This is a genomic window from Prolixibacter bellariivorans ATCC BAA-1284 (genome assembly GCF_000621705.1).
GTDB classification, from domain to species: domain Bacteria; phylum Bacteroidota; class Bacteroidia; order Bacteroidales; family Prolixibacteraceae; genus Prolixibacter; species Prolixibacter bellariivorans.
In genome coordinates this window covers 479,478-496,330 of record NZ_JHXO01000001.1, presented here as the reverse complement: position 1 = coordinate 496,330, position 16,853 = coordinate 479,478, and the positions used below count along the sequence as shown (strand labels likewise).

The 16,853-nt window shown below is 46.7% G+C and carries 12 protein-coding genes; 5 read left to right on the top strand and 7 right to left on the bottom strand.

Annotation, left to right across the window (positions count from 1 at the left end; genetic code table 11):
- Window positions 1-3: 3 nt before the first annotated feature.
- From T426_RS0102125 to T426_RS0102110, 4 genes are all read right to left on the bottom strand, one after another.
- Window positions 4-456: a Spy/CpxP family protein refolding chaperone gene (locus tag T426_RS0102125; protein ID WP_148303655.1), complete on the bottom strand. Its 453-nt coding sequence runs from the start codon at window positions 454-456 to the stop codon at window positions 4-6.
- 117 nt (window positions 457-573) lie between these two features.
- Window positions 574-1,119, bottom strand: a complete 546-nt coding sequence (locus T426_RS0102120) for a Spy/CpxP family protein refolding chaperone (RefSeq protein WP_025862886.1) — start codon at window positions 1,117-1,119, stop codon at window positions 574-576.
- Between the two features lie 7 nt (window positions 1,120-1,126).
- On the bottom strand, window positions 1,127-1,555 hold the full coding sequence (locus T426_RS0102115) for an anti-sigma factor family protein (RefSeq protein WP_025862885.1): 429 nt from the start codon (window positions 1,553-1,555) through the stop codon (window positions 1,127-1,129).
- Window positions 1,556-1,612: 57 nt separating this feature from the next.
- On the bottom strand, window positions 1,613-2,185 hold the full coding sequence (locus T426_RS0102110; RefSeq protein ID WP_051538442.1) for an RNA polymerase sigma factor: 573 nt from the start codon (window positions 2,183-2,185) through the stop codon (window positions 1,613-1,615).
- 237 nt (window positions 2,186-2,422) lie between these two features.
- Between T426_RS0102110 and T426_RS0102105 the strand changes: the two genes are divergently transcribed.
- From T426_RS0102105 to T426_RS0102090, 4 genes are all read left to right on the top strand, one after another.
- Window positions 2,423-4,039 (top strand): ABC-F family ATP-binding cassette domain-containing protein, encoded by a 1,617-nt coding sequence (locus T426_RS0102105; protein ID WP_025862883.1) that lies wholly within the window; start codon window positions 2,423-2,425, stop codon window positions 4,037-4,039.
- Between the two features lie 152 nt (window positions 4,040-4,191).
- Window positions 4,192-5,184: an isoaspartyl peptidase/L-asparaginase family protein gene (locus T426_RS0102100; protein WP_027585210.1), complete on the top strand. Its 993-nt coding sequence runs from the start codon at window positions 4,192-4,194 to the stop codon at window positions 5,182-5,184.
- Between the two features lie 47 nt (window positions 5,185-5,231).
- The gene (locus T426_RS0102095; protein ID WP_036984160.1) at window positions 5,232-5,894 is read left to right on the top strand and encodes an NADPH-dependent F420 reductase; all 663 of its coding nucleotides are present in this window, start codon (window positions 5,232-5,234) and stop codon (window positions 5,892-5,894) included.
- A gap of 33 nt (window positions 5,895-5,927) precedes the next feature.
- Window positions 5,928-6,410 (top strand): DUF7004 family protein, encoded by a 483-nt coding sequence (locus T426_RS0102090; protein ID WP_027585209.1) that lies wholly within the window; start codon window positions 5,928-5,930, stop codon window positions 6,408-6,410.
- Here the strand turns inward: T426_RS0102090 and T426_RS0102085 are convergent.
- The 3 genes from T426_RS0102085 to gltX all read right to left on the bottom strand — a co-directional run bounded on the left by T426_RS0102085 (window position 6,407) and on the right by gltX (window position 15,900).
- On the bottom strand, window positions 6,407-7,321 hold the full coding sequence (locus T426_RS0102085) for a DNA adenine methylase (protein ID WP_027585208.1): 915 nt from the start codon (window positions 7,319-7,321) through the stop codon (window positions 6,407-6,409). The two genes, T426_RS0102090 and T426_RS0102085, sit on opposite strands and share 4 nt — an antisense overlap.
- Window positions 7,322-7,524: 203 nt before the next feature.
- Window positions 7,525-13,938 (bottom strand): cadherin domain-containing protein, encoded by a 6,414-nt coding sequence (locus T426_RS0102080; protein WP_081782333.1) that lies wholly within the window; start codon window positions 13,936-13,938, stop codon window positions 7,525-7,527.
- Window positions 13,939-14,370: 432 nt separating this feature from the next.
- Entirely contained in the window at window positions 14,371-15,900 is a 1,530-nt protein-coding gene (gene gltX, locus T426_RS0102075; RefSeq protein ID WP_025862878.1) for a glutamate--tRNA ligase, read from the bottom strand.
- A 162-nt stretch (window positions 15,901-16,062) separates the two neighbouring features.
- Between gltX and T426_RS0102065 the strand changes: the two genes are divergently transcribed.
- The gene (locus tag T426_RS0102065) at window positions 16,063-16,842 is read left to right on the top strand and encodes a CHAD domain-containing protein (protein WP_025862877.1); all 780 of its coding nucleotides are present in this window, start codon (window positions 16,063-16,065) and stop codon (window positions 16,840-16,842) included.
- Window positions 16,843-16,853 lie beyond the last annotated feature (11 nt).

The following is a 16,853-nucleotide window of genomic DNA, read 5'->3' as shown; positions in this document are numbered from 1 at the left end:
ATTTTACCACCCACCGCGTCCGTGACGTCCCTGGCCGTTGCCTCTGCCACAACCGGCACCGCGTCCCTGGCCACGTCCGAAACGCATAGCTAAATGATCGTTGGCCCATTGCTGTTGGTCTTTGTCAAGCACTGCCATTAAATCGGCATGATGAGCCGCGCGAGCTTCAGCTATTTGAATACCAATTTGGTCGCGTTCCTTCAAAGTTGCAGCGCGCATCCGTTTCAGACGCAATTCGTCCATTTGCTTCCAGTGAGTTTTCTGTAAATCAGCAATTTTATCCTGCTGTTCCTGTGTCAATCCGGGAATATTCTGGCAAATGCCTGCATTCCGGTAACCATAGCCATTTCCCTGACCTTTTCCGTAACCGTTACCACGAGGTTGAGCGTTGGCTCCCAATGCCAGTAAACCGGCAAACATAATCGTCAACACGACTTTAAACATTTGATTTTTCATGATTTTTTGATTTTTAAAGTTGATACATTCTTGATTTTTAAGACATACTTTCCCCATTCAGGCCTTCAAAGCTTTTTCGAAAACCAGGGTATTTTTCAGTTATTAAATTCCGATAAGTTAATTTCCGGGTCTGCCTCTACCCATTCCCCGACCGTGTCGCCAGCCTCTTCCGTAACGATGCAAAGGAAGATCGTTGTTCGGATTCAGCATCGTACGAAACAGTACATGCAGTTGATGTTGTTGCTCAGGTGTACATACCGAGCGTAATTCCATATAGTAATTAATGGTTTGTTCCTTCAGTTCCCGGTGTAAATTTCCAAAGGCAGCTGCCAAAGAATCGAGCTTTTGCCTGTCGGGATTCTCTTTACCCAGTTCATTGACCATCTCCTGCCGCATGCCAGCCATTTGCATGGAGAGTTGCCTAACCCGCGGGTTAAAATTCCGGTTGGCATTCCGGAACGCGTCCATCTGGTCCGGCTTCAGTCCCAATTCCTGTGCAAAAAAGTGAAACCGAACAGCGTCCGGATCGGTCGGAGGGGGCTGAACATTGGTCGTTTCCTGTTTAACGGTCCGGCTGCGGCTCACCACAATCGTCACGATGGTTGCCACATTCATGGCAAACAAGATAATCACTGCCCATATCAGGAATTGTGTTTTTTTCATCGCCGAATCAATTAAAGTCGAATAAGTAGCCCTCAATCGGCTCATTCACCATCTCGTTAATGGCCAGATTTCCCATCGGGTTTTCCAACGAAGTGCCGGAAGTTTGTCGTACATCCATCGTCCCGAGCTTCACGCCACCCCAGATACTCACTAATAACAAAATGGTTCCCAATGAGGTGACCAGGGTACGTTTCCACAATGGTGCCGGTTTTCTTACTGATTCCAGCCGTCCCTGAATCCGGGTAAAAAGAAAAGGCGGAACTTCCTGCGAACGTTCAACTGCCATCTCCTGAACGGCTTGCTTCACCACCTCCGATTCACGAAGACACGCTTCACAAACTTCGAGGTGGAGTTGAACCTGTTGGCTTTCCTCTTCCGAAAGATTTCCCAGATGGAACTCCCAAAGTTGGTCTGTGATATGTTGCTCGTTCATCATTTTTTACCTCGTTTTACTGTTTGACACCGTTGCCCGGGAAAACTTGCGCCGGGATCATCATTTTTTGTAAAAATTCATCAGTTTCTTTTGCAGATTCTTACGTGCCCGGTGAATCAGCGACTCAACCGAAGCCAGCGATACCTTCATTACGGAAGCGATTTCCTTGTAAGCCATATCTTCGTAATGATAAAGCACAAAAGCAGTCCGTTGATTTTCCGGTAGACTTTCCAGCGCTTGTTGTAACGCCTGAGCCATTTCCTGGTTACCTACCACCGTTTCGGGGTGGATAGAACAATCAGCTTCCGGTTCTCCGGTCCAATCTGCATCATCCTGAAAGAACGCTTCGATTCGCTGAAAAAAGCCTTTTCGTTTCCGGCTCCGTAACCGGTTTAGCGAACGGTTGACGGTCATCCGGTAAATCCAGGTCGAAAGACTTGCCTCGCCCCGAAATTTGTCGACCGAACGAAAAACCTCCACAAAAACTTCCTGTGCAATGTCATCCGCATCCGAACCATCGTGGACAAATCCCATAGCCGTCCGGAATACCTGTTGTTGGTACTTCCCGACAAGGTGACGAAAAGCTTTTTCGTCGCCTGCCTGCAAATCAATGACCAGTTGTTTTTCGTCCATTAATGGGTTCAATCGTTGTCCGGATTTTTCTTTTGGACACTTCAAGGTAAAAAAACTTGCGCCGGAATTTGAAAAAAGATTTTCGCGGCTTTCATTTACTCGTTATGTTGGATTAAAGATTCCGCAAACGGTTTAATTACCGTTTGTTTATATAATCGTTCCGATTTCTTAACGCCTAATTGCCAGTTCTGCATCGTTTTTTTTCTACATTTGCGGCCTCAAAAGCCTTTTATAAAAATGATTACAGTTTCAGATTTAGCCATTCAGTTTGGTAAAAGAATACTTTTTCAGGATGTGAACATGAAGTTTACACCCGGAAACTGCTACGGAGTGATTGGAGCCAACGGAGCCGGAAAATCTACTTTTTTGAAAATGATTTCAGGAGAGCAGGATTCGACCAGGGGTTCTATTTCCATGGGGCCCGGCGAACGATTATCAGTGCTCAGCCAGGACCACCACGCGTATGATGAATACAACGTCCTCGATGCCGTAATGATGGGTTACCAGGAGTTGTGGAGCATCATGCAGGAGAAGAATGCCATTTATGCCAAGCCCGATTTCTCGGAAGCGGACGGGATGAAAGCCGCCGAATTGGAAGATAAATTCGCGGAGATGGACGGATGGAATGCAGAGAGCGATGCAGCTGCGCTGCTAAGTGGACTGGGTATTCGCGAAAGCTTGCATTACCGTCGTATGGGCGATCTGGAGCAGAAAGAAAAGGTTCGTGTATTGCTCGCTCAGGCATTGTTCGGAAATCCCGACAACCTGTTGCTCGATGAGCCTACCAACGACCTTGACCTGGAAACTGTGATGTGGCTGGAGAACTTTCTGGCCAACTTTAACAATACAGTGATTCTGGTTTCGCACGACCGTCACTTCCTCGACAGTGTTTCTACCCACACGGTAGATATCGATTTCGGAAAAGTACGCATGTTCGGTGGAAACTACTCCTTCTGGTACCACTCGAGTCAGTTGGCTGCCCGCCAGATGGCTCAGCAGAACAAGAAAATGGAGGAGAAGAAGAAGGAGCTTCAGGAGTTTATTTCGCGCTTTAGCGCCAACGTAGCCAAATCGAAACAGACCACCAGCCGTAAAAAAATGCTGGAAAAGCTGAATGTGGAAGAGATTCAGCCATCGACCCGCCGTTACCCCGGAATTATTTTCCAACCCGAGCGGGAAGTGGGTAACAACATCCTTACGGTGAAGAACCTGAGCAAAAGTATCGATGGAGAAGTAGTATTCAACAACGTCAATTTCACCATTGAGAAGGATGAGAAAGTGGTTTTCCTGTCGCGCGATACGCGTGCTATGACAGCTCTTTTCAATATTCTAAACGAAGATGATAAACCCGACACCGGCGAATTTGAATGGGGAATAACGGTAACCACCGGCTACCTTCCGATGGATAATAACCGTTTCTTTAAAAACGATTTGCCGCTGGTCGACTGGTTAGCGCAATATACCAACAATACAGACGCCAGCTTTCTTCGCTCGTTCCTCGGAAAGATGCTCTTTTCGGGCGAGGAGATTTTCAAAAACTCGAAGGTGCTTTCAGGAGGTGAAAAGATGCGTTGTATGATTTCACGTTTGATGATGCGACATCCTAACGTAGTAATGCTGGATAATCCAACCAACCACCTTGACCTGGAATCCATTCAGGCATTCAACAACGGCTTGATTAGTTTCCCCGGCATCGTGTTAATGTCATCGCATGACCACGAGTTCATCCAAACGGTTTGTAACCGTGTCATCGAATTGACACCAAACGGCATCATCGACAAACTGATAGATTACGACGATTATATTTCCGACGATCGCATCAAGGAATTGCGTGAGTCGATGTACAAGCAATAAGCATTTTCAAGGCTTGACTGATTAATAATATAGTATCAAAGGCTGCGATGGAATAAAGTCCGTTGCAGCCTTTTTCTTTTTCCCTGTTTGAAGGCTTTTCATTTGGCAGCGGTTTTTCCTATCTTCATCAGAAAGAATCCAATACCTGCAAAATGAACCGAACAGCCTTTCTCCCGGGTTTTCTTTTCTTACTCCTCTTCGCAAGCTTTCTATCCGGGCCGGCACAAGCGCAGCCACCGAAATATGTTTTGGTGATTCACGGAGGTGCTGGTGTTGTCAGCCGCGAAAATCTTGGTCCGGAGCTGGAGAAACAATTTCGCGATAAGCTTAGTGAAGCACTTGACACCGGACAGGCAGTTTTGAGTCGTGGAGGCACCTCCATCGATGCCGTAGAGCATACTATTAGGGTAATGGAAAATTCCCCGTTATTTAATGCCGGGAAAGGCGCCGTTTTTTCGCACTATGGTACCAACGAAATGGATGCCTCTTTGATGGATGGCAAAACGTTGAATGCCGGAGCTGTAGCCGGAGTTGGCGATGTAAAAAATCCCATCTCGCTGGCGCGGAAAGTGATGGAAAAATCGGAGCATGTAATGCTTTACGGTTCCGGGGCATCGGAATTTGCCCGGCAACAAGGTTTGACCACCGTCGACAGCAGTTACTTCTTTACGCAAAACCGCTGGGACGCGCTGCAGCATTATCTAGCCACCGAAGGAAAAAACAAATTCGGAACCGTTGGTTGTGCCGCGCTCGACCAGTATGGCAATCTGGCGGCCGGAACCTCCACCGGCGGAATGACGAATAAGAAATTTCACCGCATTGGCGACTCCCCCATTATCGGTGCCGGCACCTACGCCAGCAATCAAAGTTGTGCCATCTCCTGTACCGGCCACGGCGAGTTTTTCATCCGGTACACCGTTGCGCGGACCATTTCCGCCCTGATGGAATACAAACATCTTTCGTTTCATGACGCCGCCGATGAAGTTATCAATAACGAACTGGTAAAAGCTGGTGGCGATGGCGGTATGATTGGTGTGGATAAAGAGGGAAATATCGTGATGATGACGAACACACCGGGCATGTTTCGCGGCTTCGTAAAATCGGATGGAGAAAAGCAGGTGGCTATTTACGGCGACGAAAAATAATTCTGAAATCAACCTAATCATGTATAATATAACCAATGACAAAAGCTATGAGTAAAATTGGTGTTCTGGGAACAGGGATGGTCGGTCAGGCCATTGCATCCCGCTTAGTTGGAAGAGGTTATGAGGTCTGCATGGGATCACGCTCAGCGGAAAATGAAAAAGCCCTGGCTTTCTCTGAAAAATACGGTGACTTAGCCGAAAACGGAACTTTTGCCGATGCGGCTATTTTTGCCGACGAAATTGTTTTCAACTGTACCAACGGGCATGCATCCATTACAGCACTTGAACTGGCAGGTGCCGATAATTTGAAAGGGAAGATCATCATCGATGTGGCCAATCCGCTTGATTTTACACACGGTATGCCGCCTAAATTGCTTTTCTGCAACGATAGTTCATTGGGTGAACAGATTCAGCAACATTTCCCCGAATCTCGCGTAGTGAAATCCCTCAACACAATGAATTGCGAAATCATGTTGCATCCCGAAGGCATTCCCGGCGATCACAATGTATTCGTTTGTGGCAACGATTCCGATGCAAGGATGAAGGTATCCGCATTGCTTCAGGAATTCGGATGGAAGGCTGATAATATCACCGATTTAGGCGATATTACTGCTGCACGTGGAACCGAAATGTTGCTTCCGCTCTGGCTTCGCTTGTTCAGCAAAATTGGAACGGTGGAATTCAATTTCAATATTGTACGGAAACCTTAGACCGGGTTATTTTCACAGAAATGGAGATTACCAATGCACGATCCAACCAGGCTAACCAATGGGGCGGTCGTTTTCTTTGGCCGTGGCAAGTTCGATGCGTGGTGCGTTTTCCTTCGTTCTCCGGAAGGAAAAACAACTGCACCGCGTGATGTGGCATATTTTCAAAGGCTTAAAACCATCGGAAATCGTTTCGGCAGGCAAAAATTGCACAACGATTTTGTATCGGTTTATGCACCTACCGGGAAAATAATCGACCCCTTGATTCTATGGCGCATCAAACAACTTTCGTTGCAATACGGTGAGATGACCGACGAAGTGGAACAATGGCTAACCGTCGTTTATTATGGCATGGTTGCGGAAGAAAACAAGGAGCATGCGATCCTGAAGAAACGTGTCAAGCGGCTGGGTATTCATCAAATATTAATAGAGGACAAATCACCGGAACAGGCTGCCACTTTCAGCAAAGGAAAATCGGCAAACGAACTAGATAAGCTGATGCTGGAAAAAGGATTTTAGTCGTAATTCCGAATTAGCAACTCACTGATTTCACCCCGGTTACTTCCGCGTGAATTGATAACCCTCCGTGCCTTCACACGTTCGATGTGGAAGTCGCCATACAATTCGTCGAAGAAATGATTTTCCGGATTTTCGTTTTTCGGATCAGAATTACTAAGCATCCAGCGGGACCCGGTTTTATGTAGTTTATCGCAAAAAGCTTTCAGGCGCTCCTGGTCGCCATCACCAAAGCCATTTTGCGAGTAAGCGTTAAACGAAGCCGTTGAGCTAATGGGCTTGTAAGGTGGATCGAAATAGAAAAATGCGTTGGGTGTCACTAAATCGCTCAAAGCGTCAAAGTCGCCCAACCGAATCTCCACTTTCTGCAACGCTTCGTGTACCAAACGGATATTCGCTTCGTTACAAATTCTGGGATTCTTGTGTTTCCCGAAAGGAACATTGAACTGATTGTCTTTATTTACCCGGTACAATCCATTATAACAGGTCCGGTTCAGAAAAATCAGGTAAGCTGTATGATTCGCCCGCGAAGCGCTTCGGCCATTAAACAGTTCGCGAACCATTTGGTAATGCATTTGCCGGAATTCTTCTTCCGGGTTACCGTAATATTCCCGTTCCAGTTGCTGCAAGGCATCGATCAATGCGTCCGGTTCCTCCTGAACCGTTCGGTAGGCGTCAATTAAATCTTCATTGACATCGTTGATAACGGCTCTTTCGATATTGGGAAAATGATGTAGCATACGGAAAAGAACAGCACCACTCCCCACAAAAGGCTCGACGTAGACGAATGCATCCCGAGCCAAATTCTTCGGCAAAGCATCTGTAATGACCGGCAAAAGCTGCCTCTTTCCACCAGCCCACTTAAGAAAGGGTCGGGCAGTAACCGGTTTTTTCTGATGTGTTGTATAAACCATAACAGATGATTAGCGAACGTCTCGTTACCACGAAAATACTGTTTCGGGAACGCGCTGCCAAAGAAATAACAAAAAAGTCTTGATTTTCAACAAAACATAATCTAATCTTCAATTTATCGCAGTCGCCATTAAGCGGACTGTATTAATATAAAAAAGGCTCCCCTGAAACAGGAGAGCCCCGGATTGTAGGAGAAATTCGGAAATTACCTGATAATTACTTTCGATACGGTTTTGTGCTGTATCTGCACCAGGTAGATTCCCTTTGGAGTTCCGGATAGATCAAAGCGCTGGATGTTTGATTCCATCAACGCCGTTTTAACCAATCGGCCATTCATGTCGACTAGTTGTACGGTTTCCCCGACAGGACCGTCGATATAGAAGTAACTTTGAGCCGGGTTCGGATAAACCTTCACTTCTTTCAAGGCAAGATCGTCCAGACCGGTTGTCACGTCGTCGCTTGTATCGTTGGTTATCCCGACAATCACTTCCAGATAATCGCTCCGGTTAATGCCATCCCAAACCGAAATTTGGACTTTCAGTTCGTCGTTGGTTTCATAATCGAAGTCATCCTTGTCGCGGATATACAGGTTACCATTCGTTTCATTGATGATGAATGCCTCCGCTCCATCTTTGTCGGGATCGGCATTTTTGACAATGTGCCAGGTGAAGGTTGCCGGCGTAACGTCTACGTCGGTAGCTTCAAACTGGGCCACCAACGTTCCGATTTCGGAATTTTCCTGAATGGTGAAATACGGCATTGTGATGATAACCGGTGCATTGTCATTTTTGTCAGTCAGATGCAATGCCACTTCTACCGGAAGGCTGGTATTTACACTGTCGTCAACCGTTACCGCAATGTTGAAATCCGGTGTTGTTTCGAAATTCAGATCGCCCGGATCGTTCACCGTCAAGTTACCCGATAAACTATCGATGGCAAAAGCGGGATTGCCATTACCGTTTCCGTCGAAATTGGTCGATATTTGCCAGTTATTGAATGTACTCGCCGTTACGTCACTGTCAGCTACCTGGATCGTTCCAACAGAGGTTCCTGCCACCGTATTCTCGGGAAGGGTGAAGGATTGTCCGGCAGCAATCACCGGCAGAATATCGTTCACATCGTTAAGTGTTACAATCACCAATTCTGGAGCGCTGGTATTCACTCCATCGCTAACCGTTACACTCAGCTTCAGGGTATCGATTTTCTCCCGATCCAATGCCGAACTTTGTGCAACCGTTATCTGGCCGGAACTACCATCAATGGCAAAAGCTCCTTCGGTATTTCCATCAATAATAGCCCAGTTGGAAAAAGTGGTTGCTGTCACATCCCCATCCGTAGCTGAAGCAGTTCCTACAATAGTACCAGCAGGGCTATTCTCGTCGATGGTGAACGTCGAATCAGCTGCAATAACCGGAAGAACGTCGTTCACATCGTTCAGATGTATCGTTACATTCTGCACAGCACTGGTATCCAATCCATCGCTGACAAATACACCGATAATTAATGAATCGAGGACTTCGCGATCAAGCGTTGCCGGATCATTGACTGAGAGAACACCCGACAAACTATCGATGGCAAAAGCATTGTCATCATTTCCCGAGCTAATTGTCCAGTTCGTAAAGGTTGTTGGGGTTACATCACCATCCGTGGCAAGCACCGTTCCAATGGTCGTGCCAGCCGCACTGTTTTCATCGACATTGAATGACTGATCGGCCGTAACGAGCGGCGTTACATCGTTCACATCCGTGAGATTAATGACTACATCTAACGTATCGCTGGTATTCACTCCGTCGCCTGTAACAACACCTATCGTAATTGAGGATGTTGTTTCGCGATCGAGCGCCGTACTATCAGCAACGGATAATGCTCCACTGGATTCATCAAGCGCAAAGGTTCCGGAAGCATTTCCCGTAAGGATACTCCAGTTTTGGAACGTAGTAGCCGACACATCACCATCGGTTGCTGCCAGCGTACCAATAACCAAATCGTTGGCACTATTCTCTTCAATCGTAAATGATTGATTGGCGGTTACAACCGGTGCCACATCATTCACATCGGTCAATGTAATGGTTACATCCTCCGGAGTACTTACATTAATACTGTCGCTCACCGTAATACTTAACACAATGGATTCAATCGTTTCCCGATCGAGCAGCGTACTGTCCGCAACCGTAATGACTCCTGTCGAATCATTGATTGCAAATGTTCCGGCATCATTACCACCAACAATAGTCCAATCGCGGAACGTGGTAGCTGTTACATCGGCATCAGTCGCGGCCACAGTTCCTACCTCGGTTCCATTGGTAGCATTCTCATCAACCGGGAAAGTTTGTCCTGCTGTAACCATAGGAGGCTGGTTGTTAGTGTCACTCAAATTAATGACCACATCAGTAGTATCGCTGGTACTGACACCATCGCCAACCGTTACCCGAATGGTCAGTGACGCATTTTGTTCACGGTCCAAATCATCTGAATCAGCAACAGTAAGTACTCCTGTATCGGTATTCAGTGCAAAAGTACCAGTTCCGTCACCATCCACATCCGTGTTGGTTGCAATGGTCCAATCCTGGAAAGTGGTGGCACTTATATCACCATCAGTTGCCACAAGTGTTCCAACCGTCGTTCCAACATCACTTTTTTCTTTGATGGTAAACGACTGATCGGCTGTAACTACTGGCGCTACATCATTCAATTCATTCAAATTGATTACCACATCCACTGGATCGCTGGTATTTTCTCCGTCCGAAACCGTCACCTGTATGGTCAGTGAAGCATTTTGTTCCCGATCCAGATCCGAAGAATCATTCACGAAAATCTCACCCGTCACATCGTCAATACCGAAAGCCTCCAGAACATCGTTATTCGGGTTCACGTTCGAAACAATTCTCCAGTTCCCGAAAGTGGTGGCCGTTACATCAATATCGGTTGCTACCACAGTTCCAATAACGGTATCGTCCGGTGAATTCTCATCAAGCGAGAAACTTTGGTTAGCCGTTACGACCGGTGCTTCGTCGTTCAAGTCATCAAGGTAAATAACCACGTCCTGTTGCAAACTGGTATTAACTCCATCGCTCACCGTAACGCCAATCGTAAATGAAGCCGCAGCTTCGCGGTCCAAATCGCCGGCATCGTTCACCGTTATCTCGCCCGTCCCGGTGTTTATGGTAAAAGCATTGTTCGTGTCTCCATCTCCGTTCACATTGGAAACAATCTGCCATGACCCGAAAGTAGTAGCTGTCACATCGCCATCCGTTGCGGTCAGGGTTCCCACAACGGTTCCCCCAACACTATTCTCATCAATGGTGAAGGATTGTGATGCGGTTATCACCGGCAACACATCATTCACGTCATTTACATTTACAATGAGCGTTTGAGCGTCGCTGGTATTCACTCCATCATCAACGGTTACCGTCAACGTGTAAGAAGTAACTACTTCCCTGTCGAGCTCCGTTGATTTAGCCACAGTGATTTCACCGGTAGACCCATTGATGGTAAAGGTTCCATTCGTATTACCATCAGTAATCGTCCAGTTTTGGAAGGTTGTCGCCGTTACATCACCGTCTGTAGCCAGCACCGTTCCCACCGATGAACCATTCGCACTGTTCTCATCGATAGAGAAAGTTTGATCGGCTGTTATTACCGGCACTTCATCGTTCAAATCGTTCAAAGTAATGACAACGGTTTGCTCAGCACTGGTATTCGCGCCGTCACTAACGGTTAAACTAAGGGTGAAGGAAGGCGTTGTCTCTTTGTCGAGAGCAGTACTGGTCGCTACCGTAATTTCACCCGTTGAACTATTGATGGCAAACGCATTATCGGTGTTGCCGGAAACAATGGTCCAATACTGGAAAGTGGTTCCTGCATCCGGATCGGTCGCTGCTACTGTTCCAACGATGGTTGAATTGTCACTGTTCTCGTCTATCGCGAAATTTTGATCTGCTGTAATAACAGGAGCTTTATCGTTGATATCGTTCAAATTGATGGTAACACTTTCCGCAGCACTCGTATTCGTTCCGTCATTGACGGTTAATACCAGTGTAAACGATGGATTAACTCCGAAATCTAAAGCTGAACTATTTGTCACGGTAATTTCTCCGGAAGACGCACTAATTCCAAATGCATTGTCGGTATTCCCTCCGGTTATGGTCCAGTCGTGATAAGTCGTTGAAGTGATATCCTGATCGGTTACATCAACTGTTCCAACAACTGTTCCATTGGCACTTCCCTCATCCACATTGAAAACCTGGTCAGCAGTAATCACCGGAGCTACATCATTTACATCGGATAATGAAATGGTCACATCCTGTGAATCGCTGGTATTAACGCCATCTCCTACCGTTAAACCCAGTGTGATGGACGCCACAGTTTCCCGATCCAGCAAAGTCGAATCAGCCACAGTGATCTCTCCCGTGGAAGCATTAATGGCAAAAGCACCGGCAGTGGTACTCGAAGCAATGGTCCAGTCCTGGAAAGTTGTCGATGAAACATCACCATCCGTCGCAATAGCCGTTCCGACAACCGTCCCGTTCGGACGATTTTCAGCAATGCTGAAAGATTGTCCGCTATCAACAACCGGATCGACGTCATTCAAATCATTCAAATTAATGGTTACGTTCTCTGCTACTGATGTGTTCGTTCCGTCACTAACCGTAACCTGAATGACCAGAGAAGCATTCGCCTCCCGATCCAAATCATCCGCATCGTTGACGGTAATTTCTCCCGTAGAAGCATCAACAGCAAAAGCATCATTAGCGTCACCGTCACCATTCACATTGCTGGTAATCGTCCAATCCTGGAAAGTTGTATTGGAATCGGCGTCTGTTGCAGCCACCGTTCCTACCGATGTGGTCGCGGCACTATTCTCATCCACGTCAAATGTCTGACCATTGGTGACAACCGGATTTTGATTGTTGATATCCGTTAGATTAATGGTTACCGTCTCATCTGCGCTGGTATTGACGCCGTCGCTAACAGTTAACGTTAATGTGAAAGTTGGATTAACCATAATATCCAGAGCCGAAGAGGTCGCCACTGTAATTTCGCCGGTTGTCCCATTAATCGCAAATGCGTTATCCGTATTTCCATTCGTAATGGTCCAACTAGAGAAGGTTGTAGAAGTTACGTCACCATCTGTCACTGCAACAGTGCCCACAACGGTTCCGTTGCTACTCCCCTCAGGAATATCAAACGACTGACTGGCGGTAATAACCGGAGCCACATCATTCACATCACTTAAGAGCACTGTTACGGTTGCCTCCGCACTGGTATTGGTTCCGTCATTTACAGTCAAGCCAAGTGTAAATGAAGCGGTTGTTTCCCGATCGAGTTGTGAGGTATTGGCTACCGTAATTTGTCCGGACGTTGAATTAATGGCAAACGCTCCATTGGTATTTCCGGTAGTAATGGTCCAGTCATGATAAACCGTTGATGCATCATCCGGATCGGTAACAGCTACCGTTCCAACCACCGTTCCGTAATCACTGTTTTCTGCCACAGTAAACTCCTGACTAGCCGTGATGACCGGAGCTTCGTCGTTCAGATTATTCAGATTGATGGTCACATCCTGCGGAGCACTGGTGTTGGCACCGTCATATACCGTTACTTGAATCGTAAGAGATGTATTTGTTTCATAATCTAGATCACCGGCATCATTTACCGTTATTTGACCGTTACTTGCATTGATAGCGAACGCATCCGTCCCATCTCCATCCGGATCGACATTGGTACTGATCGTCCAGTTGGAGAAAGTCGTTGATGTAACATCGCCATCCGTGGCCACAAGAACCGGAGACAAGTCGGTTCCGGCAGTAGTATTCTCATCAGTGGTAAAACTTTGGCTGGCTGTCACCACCGGAGCAACATCATTTAAGTCCGTCAGATTAATGGTCACGGTTTGCTCTGCACTGGTATAATCATCATCATCAACCGTAATTCCCAAGGTAAACGTGGTTGTCGTCTCATAGTCCAACGCAGCACTCGAGTTCACTGATATCTGCCCTGAACCATCTATTGCAAATGCGTTATTGGTATTGCCGGATGCGATTGCCCAATTCTGTATATTAGTTGTTCCATCCTGATCATCTGCTGACAAAGCTGTACCTACAGGCGTGTTGTCTGCCAAATTCTCCGCAATATCAATAGCCGTCACTGAATTAACGACCGGAGCAAATTCGTTCACATCTTCCAGGTTAATAGTCACATTCACAGGTGTAGCCGCACCGGAATCATCGGATAACGATACTTCGATAACGAAAGAAGTATTGGTTTCATAATCCAGATCGGTGGGATCATTCACGGTTATCTGTCCCGTCGTTGCATTAATAGCAAAGGCATCTTCACCGTCTCCATCGGGGTTCACATTACTGGAAATCGACCAGGACGGATTCGTCGTAACATCACTGGCACCAACAGTACCTACATCTGTTCCCAAAGCGCTATTCTCCAGAACTGAAAAACTCTGTCCACCGGTAATTGTCGGGGGAGGTGCCGCCGCCAAAAGCGTGACACCGTTAAAGGTATTCTCGGGGGACGAAAAGTCAGTAAAGCCAGGTCCCCCTGCTGCCATAACATTTATTCCGATTAATAGGATAATAAATGACAAGAGTAGAGGTTTCTTCATAAAAACTGAGGTTAGAGGTTAGTATTAAGCCGCAGAAAGATGCCAGGAGGCATCTTTACCGTATATAAATATAAGGCAAAAAGGTTTGAAATGTAAGAGCACAACAAACAAAGATGCACTGATTATCAATACATAAAGAATGATTATGTTCAAGAAAGTTAACTCTAAATCAACCAAAAGTCAATAGAATTAGCACTTTCAGACAAGTCCGGTAGTCTCTCCATATGTCATTTAACATACTATTCTGATTATGAATACTATCCCTGAAACATCCTATAAACAAAACATAATTATCATTTATAGAAATATAACCATATGTCATCTATCATAATAGATCCTAAAAACAACACATTTTTTTCAATAAAAACGTCAAATAAAAAAGGCCATCTGATTTCTCAGATGACCTTCCTTCAGAATATTGAGTGAATATTGTTATCTCTTGATATTAGCGATACCGTTCCGTATCCGACGAAGGGTTTCTTCCTTTCCAATGATTTCGCAAATCTCGAATAAGTCAGGGCCGAATCCACCGCCAACGAGGCAAAGCCGAAAAGCATTCATGACCGCACCAAATCCCCACTCTTTTCCGTTTACGAAAGCTGAGAACGGTTCTTTGATTTCCGAAGCTTTCCAGGTTTCCAAGGTTTCCAAGAAATCTGCTATTTCCGTCATCATCTCTGGCGTACCCTCTTTCCAACGCTTCTTCACCACTTTGGCATCATACTCGCTCGGTGACTCGAAAAAGAAATAACTCTGGTCCCAGATTTCCGGAACAAAATTGCAGCGTTCTTTCACCATACTGCAGATCCGCGCAACCATCTCTGGGTTAGCCTCCATTCCCCTTTCCCGCAACAGCGGAAGGAATAATTTGGCCAGCTCTTCATCGCTCTTCGCTACCAAATACTGATGATTGAACCACTTGGTTTTTTCCGGATCGAAGCGGGAACCCGACTTACCAACTCGCTCCAGCGAGAAGGCTTCTACTAATTCATCCATCGAAAAAAGCTCCTGCTCTGTACCGGGATTCCAGCCCAGCAGTGCCAAAACGTTGATAAACGCGTCCGGGAAATATCCATCTTCGCGGTACCCCCTTGAAATTTCGCCCGACTTCGGGTCTTTCCACTCCAGTGGAAAAACCGGAAATCCCATTTTATCACCATCACGTTTCGAGAGCTTTCCTTTGCCCACCGGTTTAAGAATAAGCGGCAGATGAGCAAAACGAGGCATCGTATCGACCCAGCCCAGTGCACGGTACAGCAGCACGTGCAACGGCATCGACGACAACCACTCCTCACCACGAATCACATGCGTAATCTCCATCAAGTGATCGTCTACCACGTTGGCCAGGTGATAGGTTGGCATACCATCGGCTTTGTACAGCACCTTATCGTCGAGCAACGAAGTTTCGAAAGTCACACGGCCACGGATCAGGTCATCCTCTGTGACCGACTCGTTGTCGGGCATCCGGAAACGAACCACTGCAGGAACGCCGTCAGCTAGCAGTTTTTTCCATTCTGCTTCCGATAGCGAAATTGAGTTCTTCATGTTGCCACGGGTAGCGGCATTATAAGTAAAGGTTTCTCCTTTTGCTTCCGCTTCACTGCGGGCAGCATCCAGCTCTTCCGGTGTGTCGAACGCATAATAGGCATTCCCGCCTGCAACCAGCTGTTCGGCATACTGGTGGTACAACTCCTTACGCTCACTCTGGCGGTAAGGTCCATGTGGTCCGCCTTCTTTGGGGCCTTCGTCAAGCTTCATTCCACACCACGCCAGGCTTTCCATAATGTATTCCTCGGCGCCCGGCACGTAACGGTTTTGGTCAGTATCTTCGATGCGGAGCAGGAAATCGCCACCGCGTCCCTTGGCAAACAGGTAATTGAACAGCGCGGTACGCACCCCGCCCATGTGCAGCGGTCCGGTCGGACTGGGGGCAAAACGAACCCTCACTTTTCTATCACTCATGATGGTATATTTTTCAGTTTCACGTTCTTTCAAAAAACTGGGACAAAGATAAGAAATATGATCACGCTGCTGCGGAAAAAGCCCGGCAATAAACCTCTAAAGACCGGACAGGAACAGATTGTTGCAACCGATTTCCGACCTTAATTGTTGATCTGTTTTGACATGAATGCTGTAAGCAAAACCGGAACCGTTGGTTCCCGAAATCACATTCTTCGTCGGGAACAGGAAAAAGAGTTGCATCAACTCAGGCTTCGGTTCAAGGCCATACGAGTGCAATGCCTACTCCTCGAATTCGCTTTCCCCGAACGGTATCCGGCCAAATCATTATTTATTTCCTTCCGGAATTATTACCAGCAAACCAGCCGCCTACGCGATTTCACGGTTGCCCGGCAACGCTTTCGCAAAATTTGCCTGAAAAATCATATCCGGCACAATGGATTTTCCGCTTGGTTGTGGCAAGGCTATCTCGCAGAAGAAAAGCAAATGAAACACGTTTCCATTCCGGATATCGATACATTTGAACGGCAACACCGAAACGAAATTCCTACGGAAGAGCTCCCGGGCGTCATTTCGCAGCAAATGAAGCAACTGATGGAAAAGATTAAGGCAGCCCACCTCGCCCCGGAAATAACCGGGAATTTGCACTGGCAGCGGAAACAGCTAAAGAAGCTGATATACCTCAACCGGTTGCTGACAAAAGATTCATCCGTTTGGGATGAAACCATCACAGCCAGGTTAGAAAAACTCGATGCAAAACTGGGCGCCTGGCACGACCTGCAGGTACTCCTTCAATTTATCGGACAATTTGCCGGTCTTCACCCGCGGGGACATATGCCGTTTTGGCTATCGCAAATCACCAGGGCGATTGTAGCCGAACAAATCCAGATACTGGAATCGTGTAAAACAACAGCTACCAAAGCACCTGATTTGAATAAATCATAAACAAGAAACTT

Coding starts and splice junctions, on each gene's coding strand:
- T426_RS0102125 (WP_148303655.1), bottom strand. CDS start 456: ATGAAAAATCAAATGTTTAAAGTCGTGTTGACGATTATGTTTGCCGGT.
- T426_RS0102120 (WP_025862886.1), bottom strand. CDS start 1,119: ATGAAAAAAACACAATTCCTGATATGGGCAGTGATTATCTTGTTTGCC.
- T426_RS0102115 (WP_025862885.1), bottom strand. CDS start 1,555: ATGATGAACGAGCAACATATCACAGACCAACTTTGGGAGTTCCATCTG.
- T426_RS0102110 (WP_051538442.1), bottom strand. CDS start 2,185: ATGGACGAAAAACAACTGGTCATTGATTTGCAGGCAGGCGACGAAAAA.
- T426_RS0102105 (WP_025862883.1), top strand. CDS start 2,423: ATGATTACAGTTTCAGATTTAGCCATTCAGTTTGGTAAAAGAATACTT.
- T426_RS0102100 (WP_027585210.1), top strand. CDS start 4,192: ATGAACCGAACAGCCTTTCTCCCGGGTTTTCTTTTCTTACTCCTCTTC.
- T426_RS0102095 (WP_036984160.1), top strand. CDS start 5,232: ATGAGTAAAATTGGTGTTCTGGGAACAGGGATGGTCGGTCAGGCCATT.
- T426_RS0102090 (WP_027585209.1), top strand. CDS start 5,928: ATGCACGATCCAACCAGGCTAACCAATGGGGCGGTCGTTTTCTTTGGC.
- T426_RS0102085 (WP_027585208.1), bottom strand. CDS start 7,321: ATGGTTTATACAACACATCAGAAAAAACCGGTTACTGCCCGACCCTTT.
- T426_RS0102080 (WP_081782333.1), bottom strand. CDS start 13,938: ATGAAGAAACCTCTACTCTTGTCATTTATTATCCTATTAATCGGAATA.
- gltX (WP_025862878.1), bottom strand. CDS start 15,900: ATGAGTGATAGAAAAGTGAGGGTTCGTTTTGCCCCCAGTCCGACCGGA.
- T426_RS0102065 (WP_025862877.1), top strand. CDS start 16,063: ATGAATGCTGTAAGCAAAACCGGAACCGTTGGTTCCCGAAATCACATT.